The sequence below is a fragment of the Spongiactinospora gelatinilytica genome (assembly GCF_003236385.1).
Classification (GTDB): Bacteria; Actinomycetota; Actinomycetes; order Streptosporangiales; family Streptosporangiaceae; genus Spongiactinospora; species Spongiactinospora gelatinilytica.
Genome location: NZ_POUA01000139.1, coordinates 1 through 17436, shown reverse-complemented (window position 1 = coordinate 17436; position 17436 = coordinate 1). Strand labels below are relative to the sequence as shown.

General features: G+C 71.1%; 18 protein-coding genes and 1 pseudogene. 12 read left to right on the top strand and 7 right to left on the bottom strand.

What is annotated here, in order from left to right:
• Both C1I98_RS18635 and C1I98_RS18630 read right to left on the bottom strand, forming a co-directional pair.
• On the bottom strand, nt 1-516 hold a 516-nt coding region (locus C1I98_RS18635), incomplete at its 3' end, for an aminoglycoside phosphotransferase/kinase family protein (RefSeq protein WP_497845050.1).
• A gap of 277 nt (nt 517-793) precedes the next feature.
• A complete protein-coding gene (locus tag C1I98_RS18630; RefSeq protein WP_111168721.1) occupies nt 794-1159 on the bottom strand; it encodes an STAS domain-containing protein in 366 nt (121 codons plus the stop codon).
• Between the two features lie 208 nt (nt 1160-1367).
• On the opposite strand from C1I98_RS18630, the gene C1I98_RS18625 reads away from it, so the two are divergent.
• The gene (locus C1I98_RS18625) at nt 1368-2015 is read left to right on the top strand and encodes a hypothetical protein (protein WP_146607509.1); all 648 of its coding nucleotides are present in this window, start codon (nt 1368-1370) and stop codon (nt 2013-2015) included.
• Nucleotides 2012-2656 carry a class F sortase gene (locus C1I98_RS18620; protein ID WP_111168719.1) on the top strand — a complete coding sequence of 215 codons (645 nt, stop codon included), beginning with the start codon at nt 2012-2014 and terminating at the stop codon, nt 2654-2656. Before C1I98_RS18625 ends, C1I98_RS18620 begins: the two co-directional genes overlap by 4 nt.
• Before the next feature lie 70 nt (nt 2657-2726).
• Here the strand turns inward: C1I98_RS18620 and C1I98_RS18615 are convergent, their stop codons facing one another.
• The 4 genes from C1I98_RS18615 to C1I98_RS18605 all read right to left on the bottom strand — a co-directional run bounded on the left by C1I98_RS18615 (nt 2727) and on the right by C1I98_RS18605 (nt 7103).
• The gene (locus C1I98_RS18615; RefSeq protein ID WP_111168718.1) at nt 2727-4043 is read right to left on the bottom strand and encodes a hypothetical protein; all 1317 of its coding nucleotides are present in this window, start codon (nt 4041-4043) and stop codon (nt 2727-2729) included.
• A 112-nt stretch (nt 4044-4155) separates the two neighbouring features.
• A complete protein-coding gene (locus C1I98_RS18610) occupies nt 4156-5688 on the bottom strand; it encodes a dolichyl-phosphate-mannose--protein mannosyltransferase (protein WP_199537039.1) in 1533 nt (510 codons plus the stop codon).
• A gap of 684 nt (nt 5689-6372) precedes the next feature.
• On the bottom strand, nt 6373-6603 hold the full coding sequence (locus tag C1I98_RS40570; protein ID WP_146607508.1) for a hypothetical protein: 231 nt from the start codon (nt 6601-6603) through the stop codon (nt 6373-6375).
• 11 nt (nt 6604-6614) lie between these two features.
• The gene (locus tag C1I98_RS18605) at nt 6615-7103 is read right to left on the bottom strand and encodes a hypothetical protein (protein WP_146607507.1); all 489 of its coding nucleotides are present in this window, start codon (nt 7101-7103) and stop codon (nt 6615-6617) included.
• Nucleotides 7104-7130: 27 nt separating this feature from the next.
• On the opposite strand from C1I98_RS18605, the gene C1I98_RS18600 reads away from it, so the two are divergent.
• The 7 genes and pseudogenes from C1I98_RS18600 (at nt 7131) to C1I98_RS18575 (ending at nt 11756) form a co-directional block, all read left to right on the top strand.
• The gene (locus C1I98_RS18600) at nt 7131-7769 is read left to right on the top strand and encodes a MurR/RpiR family transcriptional regulator (RefSeq protein ID WP_111168715.1); all 639 of its coding nucleotides are present in this window, start codon (nt 7131-7133) and stop codon (nt 7767-7769) included.
• Nucleotides 7766-8017, top strand: coding sequence for a phosphoheptose isomerase family protein (locus C1I98_RS18595; RefSeq protein ID WP_146607506.1), 252 nt, complete (start codon nt 7766-7768; stop codon nt 8015-8017). The genes C1I98_RS18600 and C1I98_RS18595 overlap by 4 nt, the downstream gene beginning before the upstream one ends.
• A gap of 27 nt (nt 8018-8044) precedes the next feature.
• A complete protein-coding gene (locus C1I98_RS18590) occupies nt 8045-8644 on the top strand; it encodes a carbohydrate ABC transporter permease (protein ID WP_111168713.1) in 600 nt (199 codons plus the stop codon).
• Nucleotides 8645-8652: 8 nt separating this feature from the next.
• Nucleotides 8653-9012: pseudogene (locus C1I98_RS45670) on the top strand (ABC transporter permease subunit); the annotation flags it as partial.
• A gap of 13 nt (nt 9013-9025) precedes the next feature.
• Nucleotides 9026-9289, top strand: a complete 264-nt coding sequence (locus tag C1I98_RS43990) for an ABC transporter permease family protein (RefSeq protein ID WP_233507979.1) — start codon at nt 9026-9028, stop codon at nt 9287-9289.
• A 21-nt stretch (nt 9290-9310) separates the two neighbouring features.
• On the top strand, nt 9311-10147 hold the full coding sequence (gene rsmI / locus C1I98_RS18580; protein ID WP_111168712.1) for a 16S rRNA (cytidine(1402)-2'-O)-methyltransferase: 837 nt from the start codon (nt 9311-9313) through the stop codon (nt 10145-10147).
• A 28-nt stretch (nt 10148-10175) separates the two neighbouring features.
• The gene (locus C1I98_RS18575; RefSeq protein ID WP_233507978.1) at nt 10176-11756 is read left to right on the top strand and encodes a dolichyl-phosphate-mannose--protein mannosyltransferase; all 1581 of its coding nucleotides are present in this window, start codon (nt 10176-10178) and stop codon (nt 11754-11756) included.
• On the opposite strand, the gene C1I98_RS18570 is transcribed toward C1I98_RS18575, so the two are convergent.
• Nucleotides 11701-13188, bottom strand: coding sequence for a glycosyltransferase family protein (locus C1I98_RS18570; RefSeq protein WP_233507980.1), 1488 nt, complete (start codon nt 13186-13188; stop codon nt 11701-11703). The genes C1I98_RS18575 and C1I98_RS18570 overlap by 56 nt on opposite strands.
• A 133-nt stretch (nt 13189-13321) precedes the next feature.
• On the opposite strand from C1I98_RS18570, the gene C1I98_RS18565 reads away from it, so the two are divergent.
• From C1I98_RS18565 to C1I98_RS18555, 3 genes are read left to right on the top strand one after another with little or no spacing between them, the layout of a single operon-like run.
• Nucleotides 13322-14608, top strand: coding sequence for a glycosyltransferase (locus C1I98_RS18565; RefSeq protein WP_233507977.1), 1287 nt, complete (start codon nt 13322-13324; stop codon nt 14606-14608).
• A 41-nt stretch (nt 14609-14649) separates the two neighbouring features.
• Complete coding sequence (metG, locus tag C1I98_RS18560) at nt 14650-16440, top strand: methionine--tRNA ligase (protein WP_111168710.1); 1791 nt, start codon at nt 14650-14652, stop codon at nt 16438-16440.
• Between the two features lie 3 nt (nt 16441-16443).
• Nucleotides 16444-17316, top strand: coding sequence for a TatD family hydrolase (locus tag C1I98_RS18555; protein WP_111168709.1), 873 nt, complete (start codon nt 16444-16446; stop codon nt 17314-17316).
• Nucleotides 17317-17436 lie beyond the last annotated feature (120 nt).

Below are 17436 nucleotides of genomic sequence, written 5' to 3'. Positions count from 1 at the left end.
GGCCGGCAGTGCGCACTCCCACTGCGCCTGCCGGGCCTCGACGTACTCCGCGTCGCTCCGCCACACCTCGCCGTGCCCCTCGCGGTACAGCCTCGCCCACGGCTCCACGCCCCTGGCCGCCTGCTCGTCCAGGAAGTCGTGCATGGCCCGGGTGCGCCTGCCGAGCAGCGGTACCAGCGCCCGCCGCCGCGCCTCGTCCAGCCCGTAGGCGTCGGCGAGGACCCGCAGCCGTTCGCCGACGTCCACGCGCTGGAACTCCGGGTCCGCCGAAAGCGGGATGAACCCGTGGGCCGCGTACGCCAGATCCCACAGCCGGGTGCCCGGCCCGGCGGCGTCCCGGTCGATGAACACCCAGCCGTCCTCGGAGTCGCCGTCCGTCACCAGGTTCCAGGGCGCGAGGTCGTGGTGGGCGATGATGTCGCCGCCGTCCGGTGGGATGAGCACCTGCCGGCGGGCGTCCGGCGGGGCCGTGAAGTCCGCCACGGCGTCGTGGAACCGCCTGATCAGCCGCGCCACCAGGGCGAGCCGGCGCGGCGGGTTCCAGCAGCCCGAAGCGGTCCGGGCAAACGGCCGTCCCCGGCGCGAAGGTGAGCACCTCCCGCCCCCGCAAGTCGATCCCCAGCGGGCGCGGCGCGCCCTCGAAGCCCGCCTGGTGAAGGTGGGGGAGCAGCGCGTGTACGGCGGGCGTCCACGGACCGGCGGGCCGGCGGACGGTGTCACCGACCCTGACCACTCCCTGGCTGACGTTTCCGCCGGTTAGTTCGATGCCATCCATAACCGGCAATAATGCCGGTCACTTACCTCCCGCTGTGCCCTCGGGGATGGATTCGGCGGTGTGGAACAGGTCGATGACGCCCATTTGCCCGAGTCGGCGCTTGACCTGCCGGGGTATCCCGGTCAGGGTCAGGCTGCCCTGGGCGCGTTTGGTGCGTTCGAGTACGTGAATGAGCGCCGCCGCGCCCGACGAGTCGCAGAAGGTGATGCCTTCGAGGTCGATGACCAGGTCATGGGCGGTTTCGGTGTCTCTGGCCGGAAATGCATGCAGTTCGACCAGGGGAACCGCGGCGAGGTCGAGTTCGCCGGTGAGGAAGAGAATTCGTGAGCATCCGTGGCGCTCTGTCCGGATTTCAAGGCCGGGGCAGCCGTCCAGTGTCACCATGGACCAACCTCCTTTGCGGGCTATTGCCCCAATGTCGACATATTTAATCGTGCCATGAGCGGAATACTCGAAATATCACACCTGTGGGGTCATGGGGTAACACACGGTGATCTTTGGCGATGACGTGAACATCCCCCGGCCGCCGGGCGGGAACACAGCATGCATTGATCGGGTGGCTTGGTAGCTCGGGGGCTCGGGGGCGGTAGTCGTGGCATTGTTTCGGGTGGCCGTGGGCGGTATCGCGGCATTGGCGGTGATGGCGTACGCCGGAGGAGGGGCCAAGGCCGGCGACGAACTCCACGTGAGCCCCCGTTCGGTCGGCAAGGGCGGGGTCGCGACCGTCACCATGGGGTGCTCCGACTACGCCAACGCCTACGTCACCTCCGACGCCTTCGGCAGGGTCGACTTCAACGGCCAGCCGAGCGTGGACGTCACCGTGTCGGCCGCCCCCGGGCGCTACCGCGTCAAGGGCATGTGCGAGGCGGACGGCCAGTGGGAGCCGGGTGACGCCTGGCTGAACGTCGGCGGAGGGCACGGCGGGTACGGCGGGCCGGGGGATCGGTTCCGCAGCCTGTTCGGGCTCGGCGACTACGGCGGCGGTCACCACGGTCACCACGGTCACCACGGCGGCTATGGCGGTCACGGCGACTATGACGACGATTATGGCGACTACGAAGATGACGACTACGACCACTGGCCCGACTACGGCCCGGCGACCGGCGGCGGCGCGACCGCGATGCGCCCGGTGAGCCCCGCGATGAGCGTCGGGGTGGGGATCGGCGTGGTCGCCGCGGTCGCCGGGCTCCTGGCCCTGGTGCGCCTCGGCAGGCGGCGGGTCACCGACCGGCGGGGATGACGCCCGGCGAGGCGGCGTTCAAACTCGCCGCGTCCCTGTGCTTCGTGGCGGGCGTGGCCGTCGGCGTGGACGCCTACGCCAACCGGGACTACGCGCCGCCCGCCGTACCCGACCAGGAGGCGGCCCTGGCCGAACCGGGCCCGCGGGCGCGGGTGGCGGCGCTGCGCCGGTCGGTGCCGGTGCGCCTGGAGATCCCCGCGATCGGCGTGTCGGCCCCCGTCGAAGCGGTCGGCCGCGGCCTGGACGGCACGGTCGAGGTGCCGTCCGTCTACGAACCCAACCTGGTCGGCTGGTACGAGGACGGCGCCACCCCCGGCGAACGCGGCGCGGCCACCCTGCTCGGCCATGTGGACACCGCCACGTCCGGCCCCGCCGTCTTCTACCGCCTCGGCGAACTACGGCCGGGCGCGGAGGTCCGGGTGCGCCGCGAGGACGGCAGCCTCGCGGCGTTCGAGGTCAGCGCCGTCCGCGTCTACGCCAAGGACGACTTCCCCGGCCGCCGCGTCTACGGGCCCACCGGCACGCCCACCCTGCACCTGGTGACCTGCGGCGGCCGGTACGACTCCGCGCGCGGCGAATACCTCGACAACATCGTGGCCTTCGCCCACGCGGTGCCCACGGGCGGGGCCGGCCGGCGTTGACGCACCGGCATGGCCGCAGTGCGCGGGCGGGGCCGGCCGGCGTTGAGGTACCGGCCGGCCTGCGGGTGGGTCAGCCGACGTTGACGTACTGGCGTGGCCGCAGTGCGTGGGCGCGCAGCGCGGCCAGGGCCGCTGCCTGGCCCCAGCCCGACAGTTGGACGTTCTCGCCGTCGCCGACCGGCCGGGACAGGCCGAAGGCGGCCAGCCGGCGCAGCAGGGCGGCGAGCGGACGGCCCAGGTCGTGCCCCGAAGAGGGCTGCCAGCCCTCGCCGCTGACCACGTTCGCCACGAGTTCGCGCAGCTCCGTCGTACCGACCGCGTCGCCGTCCGCGAGCAGCATCAGCGCCGCCTCCCGGGCCGACACCTCGAAGTCGTGCTCGCCCTTGGCGGGCGCGAGCAGCGCCGCCGCCGCGGCCTCCCACAGCAGCGCCGGATCGTCCAGCAGCCGCCGGCCCGCCGCGGTGAGCAGCAGCCGCCGGCCGCTGCGGCACAGCGCGCCCAGCTCACGCTGGGCCGTCTCGCGCAGCGTGGGCAGCACCGGCACGTCGGACTCGCCGCGGACCTTCGCGCCCGCCGCCCACCCGAACCGCTCGGCCGCCTCCACGCTCAGCGCCCGTGACAGGTGATGGTTGCGGGTCAGGGCCAGCCCGCCGGGCTCGTCGGCGCGGGTCAGCAGCCAGCGCAGCGGCCCGAGCACGTCGCCCGGCGGCAGCGGCACCGGCGCGTGCAGCCGTACCTCGAACGGCTGGGCCAGCTCCCGCCGCTGCGCGCCGCGCCCGAGCACCCAGCGGTTCAGCCGCTCGCCGTGAACCCGGTGCAGCCAGCAGTCGCCGCCGAGATCGCCGCGCCGCTCGGTCAGCCAGCGGCGGGTCAGCGCCTCCCGCTGGTCCTTCCAGGTCGGCGCGGCGGGCTCCAGCTCACCCGACACGATCGCCAGCTCAAGGGCCGCCGAGCACGCCAGATGCGCGCCCAGTTCCTCCGGCCCCATGATCGAACTCCACCGCAGCTCCGACACGTCCGGCGGGAGTACGCCCGTCGCGTCCAGCGCCGCCTGGTAGGCCGCCGCGCCCGCCTCCTCGCCCTCGCGGGCGTAGGTGCGCAGGATGTGCGCGGTGGTGTGCGAACGGCACAGCGCGGCATATCGGTCCAGGCCGCCCAGCGCGAGCAGCCGCCCGAGCGCGGCGGCTATCGCCGTGTGCTCCCGCTCGTCGCCGCTGACCTTCAGCGGCAGCGCGTACCAAAGGAACTCGCACACGTCGAGCTGAGTGACGGACTCCAGCGGCTCGCCGCCGGTCAGCCACTCGACGGCGGTCCTGGCGTCGTCGACGACATCGGGTGCGGAACGCTCCAGCTCGGTGAGGAGCGCGGCGACGTCCGGTGCAGGCATGCCTCGAAGTCTGCCGTATGGACCCCGGCCGTGACGATGACCGAAACCGGTGCGTATCGGCTCGCCCACGCCGCCCACCTAGGAACCCTTATATAAAGACGACGTATTCAGGTCAGATCCAGCCTTTCCCAAACAGCATGCGGGCGTCCCAGTCCGTGTAGGGGATGACCTCGGCGCTCAGCACCGGGTGCAGCCACCAGAAGTTGGCCAGGGCGAGCAGGGCGAACCCGCCCGCCACGGCGGCCCCGACCGTGCGACGCCGCTGCGACGCCGTGGCCGGGCCGATGATCAAGCCTAGTGCCAGTACCAGGGCCAGCACCATGAAGGGGATCAGCGGGGCCATGTAGAAGATGAACATCGTGCGGTTGTGCATGACCGCGTAGTAGAACCACGGGAGCCAGCCCGCCGCGTACGTCAGCAGCACCGCCCCGGCCCGCCAGTCGCGCGAAGCGACGTACCAGGCGATCATGCCGACCAGCGCGAGCAGCGCGCCGAACCAGATCACCGGCGTGCCGACGCCGAGGATCGCCTGGGAGCAGTTCTCCACCCCGCAGGTCCGCTTGGGCGATTCGTAGAAGAACGCCACCGGGCGCAGCAGCAGCGGCCACTCCCACGGCTCGGACTGGTACGGGTGGGTGGACTTCAGGCCGCTGTGGAAGCTGAGGGCCTGGAGCTGGTAGGACACCCACGAGCGGATCGAGTCGAAGACGAAGTAGAACGGGCCGCTGGAGGTGGCCTGGTCCCAGTTGCGGCCGTAGCCGAGCGGGGAGGCGAACCAGCCCGTCCAGGACAGCGTGTAGGTGATGGCCGGGGCCAGCGTCATCGCGCCCAGCGCGGTGGGCAGGTCGCGGCGGAACGTCCCGACGTACGGCCTGCGCAGGCCGACCGCGCGGCGGGCCCCCGCGTCCCACAGCAGGGCCATGACGGCGAAGGCGATCAGGAACCAGATCCCCGACCACTTCACCGCGCAGGCCGCGCCCAGACAGACCCCGGCGGCGATCCGCCAGGGCCGCCAGCCCAGCCAGGGGCCCTCCTGGGAGGCGGGACCCGACTCGTACCAAGTGACGAGCCTGGCTCTGGACTGGTCGCGATCGACCACCAGGCAGGCGAAGCCGGCAAGTACCCAGAACATCAGGAAGATGTCGAGGAGCGCCGTACGGGCGAGCACGAAGTGCAGGCCGTCGAGGGCGAGCAGCAGGCCGGCCAGGCAGCCGAGGAGGGTGGAGCGGGTCATCCGGCGGGCGACGCGGGCGAGGATGAAGATGGACAGGGTGCCGAACAGGGCGGCGGCGAACCGCCAGCCGTACGGGGTCATGCCGAACAGTTGCTCGCCCAGGCCGATCATCCACTTGCCCAGCGGCGGATGCACGACGTAGTCGGGGCAGGGCGCGGCCGTGGCGGGGGTGCATTTCTCCCAGATGTCGGTCTGGCCCTTGCGAAGCATGTTGTCGGCGATCGGGTTCTCGCCGGTGCCCAGCGCCTTGCGCTCGACCCAGAAGTTGACCAGGGACCAGCCGCCCTTGGCGTAGTAGGTCTCGTCGAAGACGATGTCGCGGGGGCGGGCCAGGTAGCTGAACCGGAGGATGGCGCCGAACAGCATCACCGCGAGGGGGGCCAGCCAGCCCCACATGGGGTTGCCGGGCATGGGCGGCACGAGCCGGTCGCGCAACGACGGCTGCGGAACGTCCTCACCGGACGCCCGCTTGAGGTGGTCGTCAGCCTGGTAAGAAAAGTCCGTCACCGCCACCCGGCCATGTTACGGGTCCGCCAGTGTCGCGCGGATAAGAAACACCACCTAAGTCACAATTCGGAGACCCGCTGGGGGGTGCGGCCGGGCGGGGGTCTTGCCTGGTCAGCGCGCGCCGACAGGCACCGGGACTCCTGACAGCGCCCCCGACTCCCTCAGGTATGCCCTGTCCGAAACCGGACAACCCCTGAGCTGTCCTGAAGCCCCGGCCCCCGCCGTCTGACCATCGCGCCGTTCGATAGTTGCGCGCCGTTACCCACCCACGGACGCCGCCCGGGGGACGGGCGCGGTCGTGCCGATAGAGCAGGCGATTCCCGACTGGGAGGAGCGGTTGGCCCGGGTGCGGCGTAGCTGAGCCTTGCCCTTGCTGCTTCGGCATTGGCCGGAATGAGGAGCTCACCCGATGAGGCGCTGATCGAGCGCGTCAGGGGATAGGCCGTAGTAGAGAACTGCGCGCGCTGACCACAGCCTGAACGAGGATTCCGCCCATAGTGCGGCGAAATAGCCTGAAATTCCACTACGGGTGACGAGGATGGCGAAGAAATGGAACGACGTTCCAGCATCCGCCTGTTGGCCGCCCTGTCAGCCGGGGCGGCCCTTCCTCCCGGTGCGCTGGAGATCGTCCGGCCCCACATGCCAGAGGGATTCGACCACGCCGACGATCTTGCCGACCTGGAGTCCATTGCTTACGACCACGCTTGCAGGATCGGGAGTCTCCCACCAAGGGAATTCATTGCGGATCTGCTTTCGGGGCTTGCCGATGTACGGCACGCTCTGACGCATCGCACCGACCTTGAAATGGCCGACCTCCATCGAGTGAGCAGTCAGCTCTCCGCTCTGATGGCCATGGCCCTGCTGGAGACGGGCGACTTCACGGCCGCCGCCTCGAAGGCGGCGGCGGGGATGTGCCATTCGCAGTGGTCGATGCCCTGGTCAGGCCACCTCGCGAACAGGTGCCATTCGCCCGGGGCGGGCAGGGGCGTCGCCCAGTAACCGATCGAACGGGCGTCTCCCCGGCCCGACGCCCGGTATTCCACGATCACCGGAGCCGGTCCGCCCGTCCGGACGCCGATGCGGAACGCGCCGCGCACCATCTGCTGTAGATCGGCCTCCACGCCGGGGGTGCGGCACTCCATGTGGATCACCAGCCCCGTGGAGTGGACGTTGATCTGGTCCACGTAGACCGCCGCCTGAGGCCCGTAGGCGGGGGCGCGGCCGAACAGCAGCCGGCCGGGGACCTCGTCTTCGGGGATGTCATTCCCGGAGGGGGGCTCGCCGAAGAACGTCATGCCGTATGCCTTCCCGGAACTCATTGCACAAGAGTGCGGTAGCTTCCAGGCGTGAGCAAGGGTGAACTCGTGCCCGGCGGTGCCGCCGCGCGGATTCGGGCGCTGCTGCCTTCGCTGGTGCCGAGTGAGCGGCGGGTCGCGGATGTGTGCCTGAAACGGCCGGCGGCGGTGATCGAGTGGTCGGTGGCCGAGCCGGCCGCCGCCGCGGGCACGTCCACCGCGACCGTCGTGCGGGCGTGCAAGACGTTGGGGTTCGAGGGGTTCCAGCACTTGCGGCTGATGCTCGCCAGGGACACCGCGCAGCTCGGCGCGCCGAGTGAGCCGCCCGAGGACGCGCCGGCCGGGATCGTCAGCGCGGTGTTCAAGGCGGCGGCCGGTTCGCTCGGTCCGGCGCTGGAGACGCTGGAGGAGTCCGAACTGGACCGCGCCGTGGAGGTCGTCGCGGACGCGCGGCGGCTGCTGCTGGTCGGGGCGGGCGGGTCCGATCCGCCGGTGCAGGACGCGGCGCTGCGGTTCGTGTGCGCGGGGCGGCCGGCCGAGGCGCCGATCGACGCGATCACCCAGACGCTGACCGCCCGGCTGCTCAGCCCGGCCGACGCCTGCGTCGTGGTCAGCCACAGGGCGTCAACCAGCAGTCGCTGGCCGCCGCCACGGCGGCCAAGGCGGCCGGGGCCACGGTGGTGGCGGTGACCAGCTTCGCGCGTTCGCCGCTGTGCGACCTGGCGGACGTGAGCCTGGTGGTCGGGCTGCCCGATCTGTCGCTCAAACTGGATGCGGTGACCAGCCGCATCGCGCACGTACTGCTGCTCAACGCGCTGGAGATGGCCGTCGCCCGCCGGGTCCGCCGCCGTGAGGGGGGCGACGGCGCGGAGGCCGCCAGGGAGGCCGCGCTCTACGAGGTGCTGGGCGACGTCGTGGAGACCCGCCGCCCCCGCTGATCCCGCCCCGTAAACGGACTTAGGTCCGTGCGGGGCCGCGCCCGGGACGTGTACCGGTCGCTGATCTTCGTGCCGATGCTGGTCGCCCCGGTGGCCACCGCCGCGGTGTGGCGCTGGCTGCTGCACCCGGAGGGCGGCGTGGTGGACCGGCTCTTCGGGGTGTTCGGGGCGGACGGGCCGAACTGGTTCCGCCAGCCGGGCACCGCGCTGGCCGCGCTGATCCTGATCAGCGGCTGGCAACTGCTCGGTTTCTCGATGCTGGTCGTGTCGGCGGGCCTGGCCGGGATCAACGCCGAGTACGGCCAGGCGGCGGCCCTGGACGGGGCCTCCCGCCGGCAGGCCGCCCGGATGATCACGCTGCCGCTGCTGTCGCCGTCGCTGCTGTTCATGGTGCTGATGACGGTGTTGCTGTCGGCCCAGTGGACGTTCCCGCTGATCGACATGTTCACCCAGGGCGGGCCCGGCAACGCAACCACCGACGTCTACTACCTGCTGTGGCAGTTCGGCTTCCGCAACTTCGACACCGGCGTGGCCTCGGCGGCGGCGGTGCTGTTCTTCGCCGGGTTCGGGGTGGTCGCCGCCGCGTTCCTGGCCCTGCTCAACCGCTTCAGCTTCTACGACGATTAGGGACACCGATGGACAAGTTGGAACGGCGGCCCCGCTGGCAGGTGGTGACCGGCCATGCCGTACTGGCCGTGGGGCAACTGCTGGTCAGCCTGTTCGCCGCCTACGCCTTCACCCGCTGGCGCTTTCCCGGGCACCGGCTGGTGTCCCTGATGTTCGCCTGCACGTTCCTGGTGCCGATCCAGGTCGGCATGATCCCCAACTACGTCACGCTGTCCCAGTTCGGCTGGCTGGACACGCTGGCCGCGGTGATCGTCCCGCAGGTCACCGGGGGCTTCGCCGTGCTGATGCTCTACCAGCACATGCGCGCCTTCCCCAAGGACCTGCTGGACGCCGCCCGGATGGACGGGCGTTCCTCCTGGGGGACGCTGTGGACGGTCGTGGGTGCCCAACCTGCGTCCCGCGCTGGCCGCGCTGGCGATCCTGATGTTCGTCAACGCCTGGAACGAGTACTTCTGGCCCGCCCTGGTGCTGCGCCGCGCCGACTCGGTGGTGCAGGTCGGCATCCGCGCCTTCCTCGGCGCGGAGGGCGACGACTGGGGGGCGCTGATGGCCGCGGCCGGGCTGACCTGCCTGCCGATCTTCGTGGTGTACGTGCTGTTGCAGCGTCAGGTGCTGGACGCGTTCGTCCGTTCCGGACTGCGCTGAACGGCCTGCGAGGATAGGGGCGTGACGGAGCTAGGGAAGCTGGTGCTGGCCGGCGCGCCGATCGGGCGGGTGGGAGACGTCGGGCCGCGCCTGGCCGAGGCGCTGGCCGGGGCCGACGTGGTCGCGGCCGAGGACACCCGGCGGCTGCGCCGGCTCGCCGCCGACCTGGGTGCGCAGATCGGCGGCCGGGTGGTGTCCTACTACGACGCCAACGAGGCCGAGCGCGCCGCCGAGCTGGTCGAGTCGCTGCGCGCGGGCGCGACCGTGCTGGTCATCACCGACGCGGGGATGCCGGGTGTGTCCGACCCCGGCTACCGGCTGACCAGGCTCGCCGTGGAGGCGGGCGTACCGGTGACCGCGCTGCCCGGCCCGTCGGCGGTGACGACCGCGCTGGCGGTGTCCGGGCTGCCCAGCGACCGGTTCTGCTTCGAGGGCTTCCCGCCGCGCAAGCCGGGGGAGCGGGCCAGGCGCCTTGCGTCGCTGGCCGCCGAGGAGCGCACGATGGTGTTCTTCGAGGCCCCGCACCGGCTGGCGGCCACGCTCGCCGCGATGGCGGAGGCGTTCGGGCCGGAGCGCCCGGCCGCCGTGTGCCGGGAGCTGACCAAGACCTACGAGGAGGTACGCCGGGGCGGGCTCGGCGAGCTGGCCGAATGGGCGCAGGCGGGCGTCAAGGGTGAGATCACCCTGGTCGTCGCCGGGCACACCGCCGCCGCGGGGCCGCCCGACCTCGCCGCGCTCGCCGCCGAGGTGGCCAGGCTGGCCGCGACCGGCGTGCCGCGCAAACAGGCGGTGGCCGACGTGGCCAAGGCGGCGGGCGTCCCGAAACGGGAGCTGTACGACGTCGTTCACCGTGCCTGAACGATCAACGCCACATAGGGTGCGTTTCGTGTCTATCGCCCACATCTCTCCCCGGCGTCTCATACCGCCCCTGCCGGGCGGCGACCGCTGGGGCTGGATCGCCCCCCTCGGTGTCGCGTTATTCGGCGCCTATCTGCGGTTCGCCGGGCTCGCGTTGCCGCACTCGCTCATGTTCGACGAGACCTACTACGCCAAGGGCGGCTGGGCCCTGGTCAACTTCGGCGTCGAACGCAAGGCACTGGGCACCGTCACCAACCCCATCGCCGACAAGATGATCCTGCGCGGCGACCTGAACATCTGGGAGCGGTGCACGCCGCCCGAAGCCTCGCCGTGCGCCGAGTACGTGGCCCACCCGCCGCTGGGCAAGTGGATGATCGGCGCGGGCGAGCAACTGTACGGGATGACCCCGCTCGGCTGGCGGTTCGTCGCCGCGCTGGCCGGCGCGCTGTCCATCCTCATCCTGGCCAGGGTCGCCCGCCGGATGACCCGCTCCACGCTGCTCGGCTGCCTGGCCGGGCTGCTGCTGTCCCTGGACGGCATGCACTTCGTGCTCAGCCGCACGGCACTGCTGGACATCTTCCTGATGTTCTGGGTGCTGGCCGGTTTCGCCTGCCTGGTGGTCGATCGGGACAGATCCAGGGAGGCACTGGCCGCCTGGCGCGCCGCGAACCCGCTCTCGCCGGACGGGCCGCACCTGGGCCCGCGGCCCTGGCGGCTGGCGGCGGGGCTGTGCCTGGGCGCGGCCTGCGCGGTCAAATGGTCGGGGATCTGGTTCCTGCTCGTCTTCGCGGTCATGTCGCTGCTGTGGGACGCGGGGGCCCGGCGGGCGGTCGGGCTGCGCCGGCCGTACCGGGGGGTGGCGCGCCGCGACGTGCCGACCGCGCTGACCGCCATGGCGCTGGCCCCGGCCGTCACCTACCTGCTGACCTGGAGCGGCTGGCTGGCCTCCCCCTACGGCTACGGCCGCAACTGGGCGCAGGCCACCTCGCAGGGCAGCCCGTTCTACTGGTTGTTCGACTCGGTGCGCTCGCTGATGAGCTACCACATGTCGGTGCTCGACTTCCACACCGGGCTTCAGACCAAGCACGACTACTCCTCCGAACCCTGGGAGTGGCCGCTGCTGATCCGCCCGGTGCTGTTCTACTACCAGGGCTCGGACGGCAAGTGCGGCGAGGGCCCCTGCTCGCAGGCCATCCACGCGGCCGGGACGCAGATCATCTGGTTCGGCGCGCTCCTCGCGCTGCTGGCCATGATCGCGTGGTACGTCGCCTCGCGGGACTGGCGGGCCGGGGCGGTGCTCGGCGCGTTCGCCGCCGGGTGGCTGCCGTGGTTCTACTACGCAGTGGCCGACAACCGCACGATGTACGACTTCTACATGGCCCCGATGCTGCCGTTCATGGTGCTGGCGCTGGTGCTGGCCGCAGGCCTGATCATCGGCCCGGCGGACGCGCCGCCCCGCCGAAAGGCCGTCGGCGCGGCGGCGGTCGGCGCGTTCGCGCTGCTCGTGGTGGTGAACTTCGGCTGGCTGCACCCGGTGCTCACCGGCGAGCTGATCACGTATCAGCAGTGGCAGGCGCGGATGATGTTGCAGAGCTGGGTCGCCCACTAGCGCGCCGCAGCGCGCGCGGCAGCCGTACGCCGTGGCGCAGCGTGATCCCCGCCGCCAGGAACGCCAGCGGCACGGCGGGCAGCACGTAGCGGTAGTCGAACTCCGCGGTCGCCGCGGGGGCCAGGATCAGGCCCACCGCGGCGAGCCACGGCAGCAGGACCGGGCCGCCCAGCTTGCGCCAGCGGACCGCCACGCCGTACAGGCCGATCAGCATCACCGCGCCGAGCACGATGCCGGGCAGATGGATCGCGCGCTGGTAGCCCTGCATGAAGTCGGCCCACGGCGCGACGATCCGGGTGGCCGCCGAGCCGTGCTCGTACTGGAAGGCGTCGGAGTCGGCCCGGCCGCGGTACAGCTCCCAGTTGGGCAGCGGCTTTTCGGCGCGGGGGAACTCGTACTGCATGTAGGTGTTGGCGTCGGGGTAGACCGGGCGGTCCCAGCGGAAGGCGCGGAAGAAGTCGCGGGCCACTACCGTCAGGTAGTCGCCGGGCTGCGAGGTGATCGCGCGCATCGCGAACCGGCTGGCGTTCTCGTTCATCTCGACGCTGAACTTGCTGCCCGCAGGGAAGATGTGGAACTTCTGCCCCTGCTGGTTCCACCACAGGAAGCCCTGCCCGGAGATGCCCCGTTTGTCCTTCGGCACGACGATGCACAGCAGCGCGAGATCGAGGTCGCGCTTGTCCACGCCCATCTTGTGGCAGTCGGCGAACAGCGCCGTGCGCATGTAGAGGATCGGCCCGTCGCTGCTGGTCATCCCGAACTTGCCGTACGTCGTCGCGAACCATCCCATGTAGGCCAGCACCGGCACCGCGCACGCCATCACCATGGCCGCGATCGGCCGCCACCCGGCCCGCTTGATCAGCATGTAGACCACGACCAGGCCGAGGATGGCCAGCCCGATGCTGCGGGTCAGCACGGTGAACGCCAGCATCAGCCCGATCGCCGCGCCGATCCGCCAGGACATACGGCGGTGCCACAGCACCAGCGTGATCGCGCCGACCACCAGCAGGATGAACAGCGCGTCCGACATGATCAAATGTTCGAGCTGGATCTGGTACGCGTCGAACAGCACCGGCACCGCGGCCAGCGTCGCCCCCCAGCCCGGCAGCCCGAACCTGCGGTGCAGCAGCAGGTAGACCAGCACCGCGGTGGCCAGCCCCATCAGGTGCTGGGTGAAGACGACGAACCCGAAGCTATGCGCGGGCTCCAGCGCCATCAGGTAGAAGCCGTAGCCGTTCGGGCGGATCGGGTGCGGCCGGTAGGGGTGCAGCGCGACCGAGACGTATTCGTAGGAGTCGTTGAACCACAGCGCCGGCCGGTAGCCGAGCATGGCGACGAGACGCAGCAGCCCGCCCAGCGCGAACGCCGCCACGAACCATCGATGACATCGCAGTATGGCGAGCAGACGCATGCCCCTGCCCACCGCGGGCATCTTCAACCGCGGCCTTTCAACAACGCCCACCATGAGTTAAAGGATGCCAGCCGTTTGGCGGTCTTGACCCGGACACGGCCGGTCAGAGGGCATCATAGTGAAATTGCACGTGCCGCGAACGAAGGGTTGAGACGTGGAACTGACCGTGGTCATGCCCTGCCTGAACGAGGCGGAGACCGTGGAGACCTGCGTACGCAAAGCACTGACGTGCATGCGCGAACACGACATCGACGGCGAGGTCGTGATCGCGGACAACGGCAGTACCGACGGTTCTCAGCAACTTGCGAGAGACGCGGGCGCGCGTGTCGTCCACGTCGAGGCGAAGGGGTACGGCAACGCGCTGATCGGCGGCATCCGGGCGGCACGCGGGCGCTACGTGATCATGGGCGACGCCGACGACTCCTATGACTTCACCGCGTTGCTCCCTTTTGTGGAGCAGCTCCGCGACGGAGCCGACCTGGTGATGGGCAACCGCTTCAAGGGCGGCATCGCCCCCGGCGCGATGCCCCCGCTGCACCGCTACCTCGGCAACCCGGTGCTGTCGTTCGTCGGGCGGCTGTTCTTCCCCTCCGCGATCGGTGACTTCCACTGCGGGCTGCGCGGCTTCCGCCGCGACTCGATCCTCCGGCTGGGGCTCCAGACCGGCGGCATGGAGTTCGCCAGCGAGATGGTCGTCAAGTCCACCCTCCAGGGCCTGGACGTCCGCGAGGTGCCGACCACCCTGTCCCCGGACGGCCGCTCCCGCCCGCCGCACCTGCGCTCCTGGCGGGACGGCTGGCGTCACCTGCGCTTCCTGCTCCTTTACAGCCCGCGCTGGCTGTTCTTCCTGCCCGGCCTCGCGCTGATGGTGCTCGGCGTGGTGGCGGGCACCGCGCTGGCGTTCGGCCCGGTCTGGATCGGCGAGCTGGCCTTTGACGTGGACACGCTGGTCGGCGCGTCGGCCATGGTGGTGATCGGCTTCCAGGCGGTGCTGTTCGCGCTGTTCACCAAGGTGTACGCGGCCGAGGAGGGGTTCCTGCCGGAAGACCGCAGGATCAAACGGCTGGTCGATGTGATCACGCTGGAACGCGGCCTGGTGGTCGGCGGCCTGCTGGCGCTGGCCGGTCTGGCGGGCCTGGTCGCCTCGCTGGTCCACTGGCAGGTGCGCAGCTTCGGCGAACTCGACCCGCGCGAGTCGCTGCGCCTGGTGGTGCCCTCGGCGACCGCGCTCATCATGAGCCTTCAGACGGTGTTCGCCGCGCTGTTCATCAGCATCCTGGGCATCCGCCGTACCAAGGAGACCCCGATCGACGTCGCCGCCTCGGCCGCGGAGGAGGCCGCCGAGCAGGTGTCCAAAGAAGGCGTCGCCGAGATCGCGGAGGACGTCACGGACGACATCGCGGAGGGTGCCGCAGGGGAATCCGCGCCGGCGAAGGCATAATCCGGTTCGGGCGGACGGCCCGGGGGCTCTAGGCTTAGTACATGTCCCAGTCCCAGCACATCCTGACCGCCGTCGCCTGGCCCTATGCCAACGGGCCCAGGCACATCGGGCACGTCTCCGGGTTCGGCGTGCCCTCCGACGTCTTCAGCCGCTACCAGCGGATGGCGGGCAACAAGGTGCTGATGGTCAGCGGGACCGACGAGCACGGCACGCCCATCCAGGTGCAGGCCGACAAGGAGGGCGTGAGCGCCCGGGAGCTGGCCGACCGGTACAACCGGGTGATCGCCGAAGACCTCACCGCGCTCGGCCTGTCCTACGACCTGTTCACCCGCACGACGACGCTCAACCACTACGCGGTCGTGCAGGAGATCTTCAAGGGCCTCTACGACAACGGATACGTCTTCCCCCGCACCACCATGGGGGCGATCTCCCCGTCCACCGGGCGCACCCTGCCCGACCGCTACATCGAGGGCACCTGCCCCATCTGCGGTTACGACGGGGCACGCGGCGACCAGTGCGACGACTGCGGCAACCAGCTCGACCCGGTCGATCTGATCAACCCCAAGTCGCGGATCAACGGCGAGACGCCGAAGTTCGTGGAGACCGAGCACTTCATGCTCGACCTGCCCGCCTTCGCCGACGCGCTCGGCTCCTACCTCCAGGCCAAGCAGGGCGAGTGGCGGCCCAACGTGCTGAAGTTCGCCCTCAACCTGCTCGGCGACCTCCAGCCCCGGGCGATCAGCCGCGACCTCGACTGGGGGGTGCCCATCCCGCTCGACGGCTGGCGCGACCGCCACGACAAGCGGCTCTACGTCTGGTTCGACGCGGTGATCGGCTACCTTTCGGCGTCGGTGGAGTGGGCCCGCCGTTCCGGCGACCCCGACGCCTGGCGGCAGTGGTGGCAGAATCCCGACGCCCAGGGCTACTACTTCATGGGCAAGGACAACATCGTCTTCCACGCCGAGATCTGGCCCGCCATCCTGCTCGGCTACAACGGCGAGGGCGCCAGGGACGGCAAGCCCGGCTCGCTCGGCCGCCTCGGCCTGCCCTCCGAAGTGGTCTCCAGCGAGTTCCTGACCATGGAGGGCCGCAAGTTCTCCTCCTCCCGTCAGGTCGTCATCTACGTCCGCGACTTCCTGTCCCGCTACGACGCCGACGCGCTGCGCTACTACATCGCGGTGGCCGGGCCCGAGTCCCAGGACACCGACTTCACCTGGAACGACTTCGTCAACCGCAACAACGGCGAGCTGGTCGCGGCCTGGGGCAACCTGGTCAACCGGTCGATCTCGATGGCCGCGAAGAACTTCGGGGCCGTCCCCCAGGTGGGCGACCTGACCGACGCCGACCGGGCGCTGCTGGCCTCCTCCAAGGCCGCCTTCGCGCCGGTCGGGGCGGAGCTGGCCAGGTCCCGGTTCAAGAACGCGGCGAGCCAGGCGCTCGACGTGGTCCGCGACGCCAACCGCTACCTGGCCGAGCAGGAGCCGTGGAAGCTCAAGGGCGACCCGGCGCGGCAGCAGTCCATCCTGCACGTTGCGCTCCAGGTGGTCGACGACGTCAAGACGATGCTGACGCCGTTCCTGCCGACGTCCTCCAACAAGATCTACGGCATGCTCGGCGGCGAGGGCGTCTGGACCGGGATGCCGGAGATCCGCGAGGTCGGCGAGGAGGGCGGGCGCGACTACCCGATCATCACCGGCGACTACGCCGGGGCCGCCCGCTGGGAGCACCGGCCGATCGCGCCGGGCACCCCGCTCGCGCCGCCGTCCCCGCTGTTCCCAAAACTGGACCCCAAGGTCGTGGACGATGAGCTGGCCCGGATGGGCGGCGGCTGAGCCATGGGCCGCGGCCGGGCTCACCTAGCCCCTCCGCCACCGCCCGCACCGCTCGGGGCGCACGTCTTCGACAGCCACTGCCACCTTGACGTGATGGTCGGCAACCGGATGGCCTCGCCGCACGACCCGGTGGCCCAGGCCGCGCAGGCGGCCAAGGCCACCGTCGAGCGCATCCTGGACGAGGCCGCCGCGGTCGGGGTCACCCGGTTGATCACGGTCGGCTACGACCTGCCGTCCTCCCGCTGGTGCGCCGACGCCGCCGCCGTCCACCGCGACGTCCGCGCGGCGGTGGCCATCCACCCCAACGACGCCCACGAGGCCACCCCCGAGGTGCTGGCCGACATCGAGGAACTGGCCAGGGAGCCGCAGGTGGTGGCGGTCGGCGAGACCGGGCTCGACTACTACCGCGACTGGGCGGCCAAGTCCGACCAGCACGCGTCGTTCCGCGCGCACATCGAGATCGCCAAGCGGGTGGGCAAGGCGCTGGTGATCCACGACCGCGACGCGCACGACGACGTGCTGCGGGTGCTGACCGAGCAGGGCGCGCCCGACGTGGTGGTGTTCCACTCCTTCTCGGGCGACGCCGACCTCGCCGAGCGCTGCGCGCGGGCGGGCTACTACATGTCCTTCTCCGGGCCGCTCACCTACAAGAACGCGGCGGCGCTGCGCGAGGCCGCCGCCATCGCCCCGGCCGAGCTGCTGCTGGTCGAGACCGACGCCCCCTACCTGCCGCCGGTCCCGCACCGGGGCAAGCCCAACGCGCCTTACCTGCTGCCGCTCACCGTGCGCTGCCTGGCCGAGATCCGGTCGATCCCGGCCGACCGCCTGGCCGCCCAGATCCAGTCCAACGGCGAGACCGCCTTCGGCCCCTGGTGACCCGGTACGCCGGCCCGTGGCCGTGATGCCAGAGGGCCGGCTTCCGGTGCGGGTGCCTGGGGCCGGGTCAGCCGGCGATGGCCGTGCCGAAGTCGACGGGGGACGTGCCGGGGGCCGGGG